This is a genomic window from Pseudomonas amygdali (assembly GCF_002699855.1).
Classification (GTDB): Bacteria; Pseudomonadota; Gammaproteobacteria; order Pseudomonadales; family Pseudomonadaceae; genus Aquipseudomonas; species Aquipseudomonas amygdali.
The window spans coordinates 25,569-34,248 of record NZ_LKBW01000283.1 but is presented as its reverse complement, the minus strand read 5'-3'; the positions used below and the strand labels follow the sequence as shown (position 1 = coordinate 34,248).

Sequence of the window (8,680 nt, the reverse complement as noted above, 5' to 3'; positions counted from 1 at the left end):
CCGAGCTGGTAAAACAAGGGCCTGCCTGACGGCAGGCCCTAACCAGCCCGAACACAAAAAAACTGATACTCCCACCTGTCGAACATCCTCCATGACCCGCACGGCGCTTTATTCCCTTTACGATTCTTTCTAGATAGCATCCCTCGGCAGCATCAGCCCTAAAGGCAGACGCACTCGCGCCTCCAGGCCTCCCCCCGAACGATTTCTCAACTCGACGTTGCCGCCGTGCATGGCAGCGATGCGCTTGACGATAGCCAGCCCCAGGCCAGTCCCCTTGCCACTGCGGGCGCGATCACCGCGAATGAACGGGTTGAAGATGGTATCAAGCTCGGACGGATCGATGCCTGCGCCCCTGTCCAGTACGCTCAACACTACGTACGGCGCATTTCTGTCACCGGATACATAGGCAGCCACTTCGATACCGTTACCGGCATGATGCCTGGCGTTGCCGATAAGGTTGGTCAGCAGACGCTTCATCGATACGCGCCTCAGCGGGAAGGGCGGGATCGGTTCCAGACACAGACGGATGCTGTCTTCATCGTTATTGAAGGGTGCAACCACGTCGCGCACCAGATGCCCCAGATCGACTTCTTCAATCTCTTCGTCACGCCCATCGCGAATGAACGCCAGGAACTGGTCAAGAATGGCATCCATGTCCTCGATATCCCGCACCATGCCTTCGGAGAACTCATTGTCGTTCATCAGCTCCAGAGACAGGCGCAGACGCGTCAGTGGTGTACGCAAGTCATGGGAGACGCCAGCCAGCATCAGTTCGCGCTCCTGCCCTGCCTGCTCGACGTCTTCGGCCATCTGATTGAAGGCCCGATAGACTTCGGTCATCTCACTGGGTGTGTCACTGACCGGCAAGCGCACGCTGCGCCCCTGCCCCAGCTGTCGAGCCGCAAAGACCAGACGCTTGAGCGGCTGATTCAGTTGACGCACAAAAATCCACGCCGACGCCGTGGAGAGCAACCCGATGGCCAGGAACCAGCCCAGCACACTCCAGATTTTCTGGCCGCGTAACGGGTGCGGATAAAGCGGTACTTTCAGCCAGCCATCCCCAAGGCTCGGCGCCCTGACCCAGAGCGCGGGAGGTGCGTGCACACGCAAACGCACTTCCGTATCGGCACCCAGCTCGGCCTGCATCTGCCGCTGGTAGATCTCACTGTACGGCCAGTGCTGCTCACCTTCCGGCACGCCACCGCCCACGACTCGAATCAGACCGGCCGCTTCGGCAATCGCCTCACGATCATTTTCATCGGCTGCCCAATACGCTCGCAGCGTCAGCGCAACGCCGTGGCTGTATTGCCTGTCGACCAGCACGTCTTCGTTCATCAGCAGATAAACCAGCGTCAGCGCCTTGGAAAACAGCACGACGATGAGCACCAGCCAGAGCGTGCGAGAGAAAAAGCTTTGCGGAAACCAGAGCGGAGTCTTCATAACTGCAGCCATACACTTTGCAAGGCGAGCGAGGCTCGCAGGTTTGCCGAACGCGGGCCGGACCCGATGGACGAACGCAAAAAACCAGTACGCCGATAACCTTGAAAGAGATTATCGACGTAACTGGCGGGAATGACGGACTTCTGTGCTGACAACCGGCTTATCAGCGATTACCGGCACCATCCGGAACGAATACATAGCCTACGCCCCAGACGGTCTGGATATAGCGGGGCTTTGAAGGATCCGGCTCGATCAGGCGACGCAGACGGGAAATCTGTACGTCGATGGATCGCTCCAGCGCATCCCACTCCCGGCCGCGGGCCAGGTTCATCAGCTTGTCACGGGTCAGCGGCTCGCGAGCGTGCATGACCAGAGCCTTGAGTACCGCGAATTCACCCGTGGTCAGCATATGCACCACGTCGCCACGCTTGAGTTCGCGGGTTGCCAGGGAGAGCTCGTAGTCGCCGAAACTGACCGACTCGTCTTCACTGCCGGGCGCGCCGGGTACAGGCGCAGCCTGACGACGCAGAACAGCCTTGACCCGCGCCATCAACTCGTCTGGGTTGAACGGCTTGGCCAGGTAATCGTCAGCACCCAGTTCGAGCCCCTTGATGCGGCTCAGCTCATCGCCCTTGGCGGTCAGCATGATGATCGGCACCTGATTGTTCGCGGCTCGCAGACAACGACAAGCTGAAAGGCCGTCTTCTCCGGGCAGCATCAAGTCCAGCACCACAAGGTTGAACACCTCGCGGGCCAATAGTCGGTCCATTTGCTCCACGTTTGCCACGGCGCGGGCCCGGTAGCCCTTGCTGGTGAAAAAACGTTCCAGGAGACTGCTCAGCCCCGGATCGTCATCGACAATAAGGATTTTTTCGCCTTCAGCATTTTGTGCGGTGCTGCTCATCGGATGCTCCTCTGATCTCGGGGCGCATTATGGCGTAGCTGCGGTGATGCGCACCTTGTGCATTGTTAGCAGATTTTACTGGAGGCGGCACTTGTGCAGGCTTTTTCGCCGAAAAAAGACCACATTTGTCGGCCGATCCCCTAATCCGCCTTCGCCGGGTATAATGCGCCGCCCTCAAAGTCAGGCAATGCTGGCCTTGTGGCGGTTCGCCAGCGCTGAAAATAAATGCTGGCGGACGATATTCAGGCAAGGCAATTCGTACATAGCCCAGTTTTTTGCTCACAACTCCAGGTGGTTTTATGGACAGCATCAACAGCCGCATCGCCGAAGAACTCGGCGTACGCCCACAACAGGTCGCAGCGGCCGTAGCACTACTGGATGAAGGCTCGACCGTGCCCTTCATTTCCCGCTACCGCAAGGAAGTGACCGGCAGTCTTGATGACACGCAATTGCGCCATCTGGAAGAACGCCTGCGCTATCTGCGTGAGCTGGATGACCGGCGTGTCAGCATTCTTGCCAGCATTGAAGAGCAAGGCAAGCTGACCCCGGAGCTGGCTCGCGACATCAAGCTGGCCGACACCAAGACCCGCCTTGAAGATTTGTACCTGCCTTATAAGCAGAAACGCCGCACCAAGGGCCAGATCGCCCTTGAAGCCGGTCTGGGCGAGCTGGCTGACGGCCTGTTCAACGACCCGAGCCTCGCTCCTGAAACCGAAGCAGCCCGTTTTGTCGACGCCGAGAAAGGCGTGGCCGATGTCAAGGCTGCGCTGGAAGGCGCCAAGTACATCCTGATGGAGCGCTTCGCCGAAGACGCATCGTTGCTCGACAAGCTGCGCAGCTTCCTCAAACAGGAAGCAGTAATCAGCGCACGCGTGGTGCCGGGCAAGGAAGAGGAAGGTGCCAAGTTCCGCGATTACTTCGAACATGACGAGCCGCTCAAGAGCATGCCTTCGCACCGTGCTCTGGCGATTTTCCGCGGCCGCAACGAAGGTTTTCTCAGCTCCGCACTGAAAGTCGGTGAAGAACTGCCGGGTGCCATGCACCCTTGCGAACTGATGATCGGTGAACGCTTCGGCATCCAGAACCAGAACCGCCCTGCAGACAAATGGCTGGCAGAGGTGGTGCGCTGGACCTGGAAGGTCAAGTTGTACAGCCACCTGGAAACCGACCTGCTGGGCGAGCTGCGCGACGGCGCGGAGACCGAAGCCATCAACGTTTTCGCCCATAACCTGCACGACCTGCTGCTCGCCGCCCCGGCTGGCCAGCGCGCCACACTGGGTCTGGACCCGGGCCTGCGCACCGGCTGCAAGGTCGCTGTGGTGGACGCAACCGGCAAGCTGCTCGACTACGCGACCGTTTACCCGCATGTGCCGAAGAACCAGTGGGATCAGACCATTGCCGTGCTGGCTGCCCTGTGCGCCAAGCACTCGGTCGATCTGATCGCTATCGGCAACGGCACCGCCAGCCGCGAAACCGACAAGCTCGCCGCTGACCTGATCAAAAAATACCCAGGTCTGAAAATGACCAAGGTCATGGTTTCCGAAGCAGGCGCATCGGTTTATTCCGCGTCGGAACTGGCCGCCAAGGAATTCCCGGACCTCGACGTATCGATCCGTGGCGCGGTCTCCATCGCCCGTCGCTTGCAGGACCCGCTCGCCGAGCTGGTAAAAATCGATCCGAAGTCCATCGGTGTCGGTCAGTATCAGCATGACGTCTCGCAGCTCAAACTGGCGCGCGGCCTGGACGCGGTGGTTGAAGACTGCGTGAACGCTGTTGGCGTGGACGTGAACACCGCTTCGGTGGCGTTGCTGGCGCGGATTTCCGGCCTTAACACCACACTGGCGCAGAACATCGTTGCGCATCGCGATGAAAACGGCGCGTTCAAGACGCGTGCAGCGCTGAAGAAAGTCAGCCGTCTGGGCGAAAAGACCTTTGAACAGGCCGCAGGCTTCCTGCGCGTGATGACCGGTGACAACCCCTTGGACTCTTCTGCCGTTCACCCGGAAGCCTATCCACTGGTGCAGCGTATTGCGGCAGAAACCGACCGCGATATTCGCTCGTTGATTGGCGATGCGAGCTTTCTCAAACGCCTGGACCCGAAGAAATTCACCGACGAGACCTTTGGTCTGCCGACCGTGACCGACATTCTGCAGGAACTCGAAAAACCGGGTCGCGACCCGCGTCCGGAGTTCAAGACGGCAGAGTTTCAGGACGGTGTCGAAGAACTCAAGGACCTGCAACCGGGCATGATTCTCGAAGGCGTGGTCACCAACGTCACCAATTTCGGTGCGTTCGTCGATATCGGCGTGCATCAGGACGGTCTGGTACACATCTCGGCATTGTCCGAGAAGTTCATCAAGGACCCGCGTGAGGCGGTCAAGGCCGGTGATGTGGTGAAAGTGAAGGTCATGGAAGTCGACATTCCGCGCAAACGCGTCGGCCTGTCGATGCGCATGAGCGACACGCCCGGCGAGAAGGTCGACGGTGCACGCGGTGCACGCCCAGGTTCCTCGCCTCGCCAGCAGAACAGCGCTCCACGCAAGGAAACCACAGCACCCGCGCCCATCAACAACGCAATGGCTTCGCTGTTTGCCAATGCCAAGCAGTTGAAGAAGCGCTGATGGATATTCCTGAAGATCTGACCCAAAGTGCCTACTTCAAGATGCTCGGCTGCGAACTGCGGCGTCTGGACGAGGGCGTGGCGGAGGTTGCGTTGCCGCTGGAGGCGCATCTGCGCAATCGCGGCAACGTGATGCACGGCGGGGCAATCTTCAGTCTGGTCGATATCGCCATGGGGCTGGCCTGCTCCAGCTCCCACGGTTTCGACCAGCGCAGTGTCACCATCGAGTGCAAGATCAACTACGTGCGTGGCGTCTCCGAGGGAGAAGTCCTGTGCATCGCCAAGGTGCTGCACGCGGGTCGCCGCACGCTGGTGGTCGAGGCTGAAGTCGTTCAGGGCGACAAACTCGTCGCCAAAGCCCAGGGCACATTCGCAGTCATCTAGACTGCGATAAAGGCTGATGAAAGCAATCACTGTGAACAGAACCTAGCCGTATCGACATCATTTAGGTTAATTTCGGCACCATTAGCGTGGTGCCGAGTCCATTTGGGTGGTACGACATAGAGCAGTGATTGTGAACAGGCGCTACAGACCAACCAGGCGACTACGCCAGTTCCTTTCTTCACCCTTGTAGACCGTCAAGTCCACCCCCATATCGGGGCGACCGATGCGTGAAGGATTACACCTTGAGCGAACTTTTAAACCGTCGTCTTGCATTGCTCGGCGAGCGCAACAACCTCTCTCTGCTGGAGCAGTGCCTGCACGGTATCGAGCGCGAGTGCCTGCGCGTTACCGCAACCGCAGAACTGGCACAGACGCCTCACCCGCAAGCTCTGGGTGCTGCACTGACCAACGGTCAGGTCACGACCGACTATTCCGAATCGCTGCTGGAGTTCATCACGCCTGCGCTGAAGAACCCGGCCGAGACCATCGATAGCCTGGACAAGATCCATCGCTTCGCCTACAGCAAGCTGGGCGACGAGTTGCTCTGGAGCCCGTCGATGCCATGCCCGCTGCCCGATGAAGAGCACATACCGATTGCCTATTACGGCACGTCGAACATCGGCAAGCTCAAATACGTGTACCGCAAAGGCCTGGCGCTGCGCTATGGCAAGACCATGCAGTGCATCGCTGGCATTCATTACAATTTCTCGTTGCCGGAAGACGCCTGGGCGCTGCTCAAGCAGACCGAAGACTTCGCTGGCGACGCGCGCGACTACCAATCGCATTCCTACATCGCGCTGATCCGCAACTTCCGCCGCTACAGCTGGCTGCTGATGTACCTGTTCGGTGCTTCACCAGCGCTGGATGCGGGCTTCCTGCGCGGCCGAAAACATCAGTTGGAACAACATTTCGACGCCGACACCCTGTATCTGCCGTACGCCACCAGCCTGCGTATGAGCGATCTGGGCTATCAAAGCGACGCCCAGGCCGACCTGACCCCTTGCTATAACGACTTGGTCAGCTACACCGACAGCCTGCGCAAGGCCGTGGCCACGCCTTATAAGCCTTACGTCGATGTCGGCACTCATGACCAGAACGGCGAGTGGGTTCAGCTGAACACCAACGTGTTGCAGATCGAGAACGAGTACTACTCCAACATTCGCCCCAAGCGTGTGACCTATAGCGGCGAGCGCCCTATTCAGGCGCTTGTGGCCCGTGGTGTGCAGTACGTTGAAGTGCGCTGCCTGGACATCAACCCGTTCCTGCCTACCGGCATCAGCCTGGAGCAATCACGCTTCATCGATGCGTTCGTGCTGTACTGCGCGCTTGAGGAAAGCCAGCAACTGGCAAGCCATGAGTGTTCCAATGCAAGCTCGAACTTCCTGGCAGTGGTCAAGGAAGGTCGCCGTCCGGGCCTGAGCCTGCAGCGCAACAACAGCCCTGTTGATCTCAAGACCTGGGCAACCGAGCTGCTGGAAAAAATCACACCGATTGCCCGACTGCTGGATCAGGCCCAGGGCATCGATGAGCATATCAAGTCGATTGCCGTGCAACAGGCAAAGATCGACGATACCGCGCTCACACCGTCTGCTCAGGTGCTGGCCAGCATGGAAGCGCATAACGAGGGCTTTACCGCGTTCTCCCTGCGCCAGAGTCAGGTCCACGCCGAATACTTCCGCACTCACCCGCTGAGCGCTCAGGAACAGGCAGACTTCGAAGCCCAGGCCAAAACCTCGATCGAAGAACAGGCCGAACTGGAAGCGACCGAGGAAGTGGTGGATTTCGACACGTTCGTGGGGTCTTATCAGGCGAGCATTCTGTCGATCAGCAACTGATACGGGCAATTAATGTGGGCGTGAGCCGGCTCACGAAAGGGACGGTTCAAACGCCCCTTTCCGGGGGCTTGTACCAGCCTCTTCGTGAGCAAGCTCACTCCCACAAAATATAGCCAAGAGTGCTCTGCGTCCGCCCCCAGGCTTATATCGCCTTTTCGAAGATCTTCGAATTACGCTGGTAGTTGTACAGCGACGCGCGGGCGCTTGGCAGGCGGTCGACGCTGCTGGGCTCGAAGCCACGCTCACGGAACCAGTGCGCGGTACGGGTGGTAAGGACGAACAGGGTCTTGATACCCAGCGCTCTGGCGCGGTTTTCAATGCGCTCCAGCAACTCGTCCCCGCGCCCACCGTGGCGATATTCCGGATTGACGGCCAGACATGCCAATTCGCCTGACTCCGAGTCCGCAATCGGGTACAGCGCCGCGCAGGCAATGATCAGCCCTTCCCGCTCGACCACGCTGAACTGAGTGATCTCGCGCTCCAGCACTTCGCGGGAACGACGTACCAGAATGCCCTGCTCTTCCAGCGGCGTGATCAGGTCCATCAAGCCGCCGACATCCTCAATGGCCGCTTCGCGCACCAGCTCAAACTGCTCCTGCGCAACCAGCGTACCGCCACCGTCGCGGGTGAACAGCTCGGTCAGCAGTGCGCCATTCTCGGCATAGCTGACGATATGGCTGCGCGCCACACCACCGCGGCAGGCCTCGGCCGCTGCACCGAGCAATTCAGCCTGATAGTTGGCACCCAGACGCTGCAAGTGCGCAGGTACCTGTTGCGGACGCAGCTCGCGCACCAGTCGGCCCTGCTCGTCCAGCAACCCGGTTTCGGCACCGAACAGCAGCAGTTTGTCGGCAGCCAGATCAATGGCCGCACGCGTGGCAACGTCTTCACAGGCCAAATTGAAAATCTCGCCGGTCGGTGAATAACCCAGCGGCGACAGCAGCACGATATGACGCTCATCCAGCAGGCGATTGATGCCCTTGCGGTCAACCCGACGCACTTCGCCGGTGTGCTGATAATCGACACCTTCCAGCACGCCGATAGGCCGTGCAGTCACCACATTGCCACTGGTCACCCGCAGCCGCGAGCCCTGCATCGGTGAAGCAGCCATGTCCATCGACAGGCGCGCCTCGATCGAGATGCGCAGCTGACCCACAGCATCGATCACGCACTCCAGCGTCTCGGTATCGGTGATGCGCATGTCGCGATGGTAACGCGGCGTAATGCCGCGCTGGGCCAGGCGGCTTTCGATCTGTGGACGCGAGCCGTGCACCAGCACCAGACGCACGCCCAGGCTGTGCAGCAGCACCAGGTCATGGACGATATTGCCGAAGTTAGGGTGCGCAACGCCGTCGCCGGGCAGCATGACGACGAAGGTGCAATCACGGTGAGCATTGATGTACGGAGACGCGTGGCGAAGCCAGTTGACGTATTCGGGCATGACAACAAGAGCCTGTAGAGAAAATGGACGAAGAGAAAAAGCACGCACAACGGTGT

6 protein-coding genes are annotated in these 8,680 nt (G+C 59.5%); 3 read left to right on the top strand and 3 right to left on the bottom strand.

All coding sequences use genetic code 11. The features are described from left to right. Positions 1 to 129: 129 nt before the first annotated feature. Positions 130 to 1,440 carry an ATP-binding protein gene (locus AO277_RS20755; RefSeq protein WP_004655259.1) on the bottom strand — a complete coding sequence of 437 codons (1,311 nt, stop codon included), beginning with the start codon at positions 1,438 to 1,440 and terminating at the stop codon, positions 130 to 132. A 163-nt stretch (positions 1,441 to 1,603) separates the two neighbouring features. After that, positions 1,604 to 2,344 (bottom strand): osmolarity response regulator transcription factor OmpR, encoded by a 741-nt coding sequence (ompR, locus tag AO277_RS20750; RefSeq protein WP_044318700.1) that lies wholly within the window; start codon positions 2,342 to 2,344, stop codon positions 1,604 to 1,606. Between the two features lie 299 nt (positions 2,345 to 2,643). Here ompR and AO277_RS20745 point away from each other — a divergent pair, with 299 nt between their 5' ends. The 3 genes from AO277_RS20745 to gshA all read left to right on the top strand — a co-directional run bounded on the left by AO277_RS20745 (position 2,644) and on the right by gshA (position 7,183). After that, positions 2,644 to 4,965: a Tex family protein gene (locus AO277_RS20745; RefSeq protein ID WP_004655263.1), complete on the top strand. Its 2,322-nt coding sequence runs from the start codon at positions 2,644 to 2,646 to the stop codon at positions 4,963 to 4,965. Next, on the top strand, positions 4,965 to 5,348 hold the full coding sequence (locus tag AO277_RS20740; RefSeq protein ID WP_005731649.1) for a PaaI family thioesterase: 384 nt from the start codon (positions 4,965 to 4,967) through the stop codon (positions 5,346 to 5,348). Before AO277_RS20745 ends, AO277_RS20740 begins: the two co-directional genes overlap by 1 nt. Positions 5,349 to 5,590: 242 nt before the next feature. Beyond that, positions 5,591 to 7,183, top strand: coding sequence for a glutamate--cysteine ligase (gene gshA / locus AO277_RS20735; protein ID WP_002555673.1), 1,593 nt, complete (start codon positions 5,591 to 5,593; stop codon positions 7,181 to 7,183). A 142-nt stretch (positions 7,184 to 7,325) separates the two neighbouring features. Here gshA and argA read toward each other — a convergent pair whose 3' ends face one another. Beyond that, a complete protein-coding gene (argA, locus tag AO277_RS20730; protein ID WP_044318701.1) occupies positions 7,326 to 8,624 on the bottom strand; it encodes an amino-acid N-acetyltransferase in 1,299 nt (432 codons plus the stop codon). Positions 8,625 to 8,680 lie beyond the last annotated feature (56 nt).

Bases quoted from the DNA above. Each gene is read 5' to 3' on its own strand.
- AO277_RS20755 (WP_004655259.1), bottom strand. From the start codon at position 1,440: ATGAAGACTCCGCTCTGGTTTCCGCAAAGCTTTTTCTCTCGCACGCTC.
- ompR (WP_044318700.1), bottom strand. From the start codon at position 2,344: ATGAGCAGCACCGCACAAAATGCTGAAGGCGAAAAAATCCTTATTGTC.
- AO277_RS20745 (WP_004655263.1), top strand. From the start codon at position 2,644: ATGGACAGCATCAACAGCCGCATCGCCGAAGAACTCGGCGTACGCCCA.
- AO277_RS20740 (WP_005731649.1), top strand. From the start codon at position 4,965: ATGGATATTCCTGAAGATCTGACCCAAAGTGCCTACTTCAAGATGCTC.
- argA (WP_044318701.1), bottom strand. From the start codon at position 8,624: ATGCCCGAATACGTCAACTGGCTTCGCCACGCGTCTCCGTACATCAAT.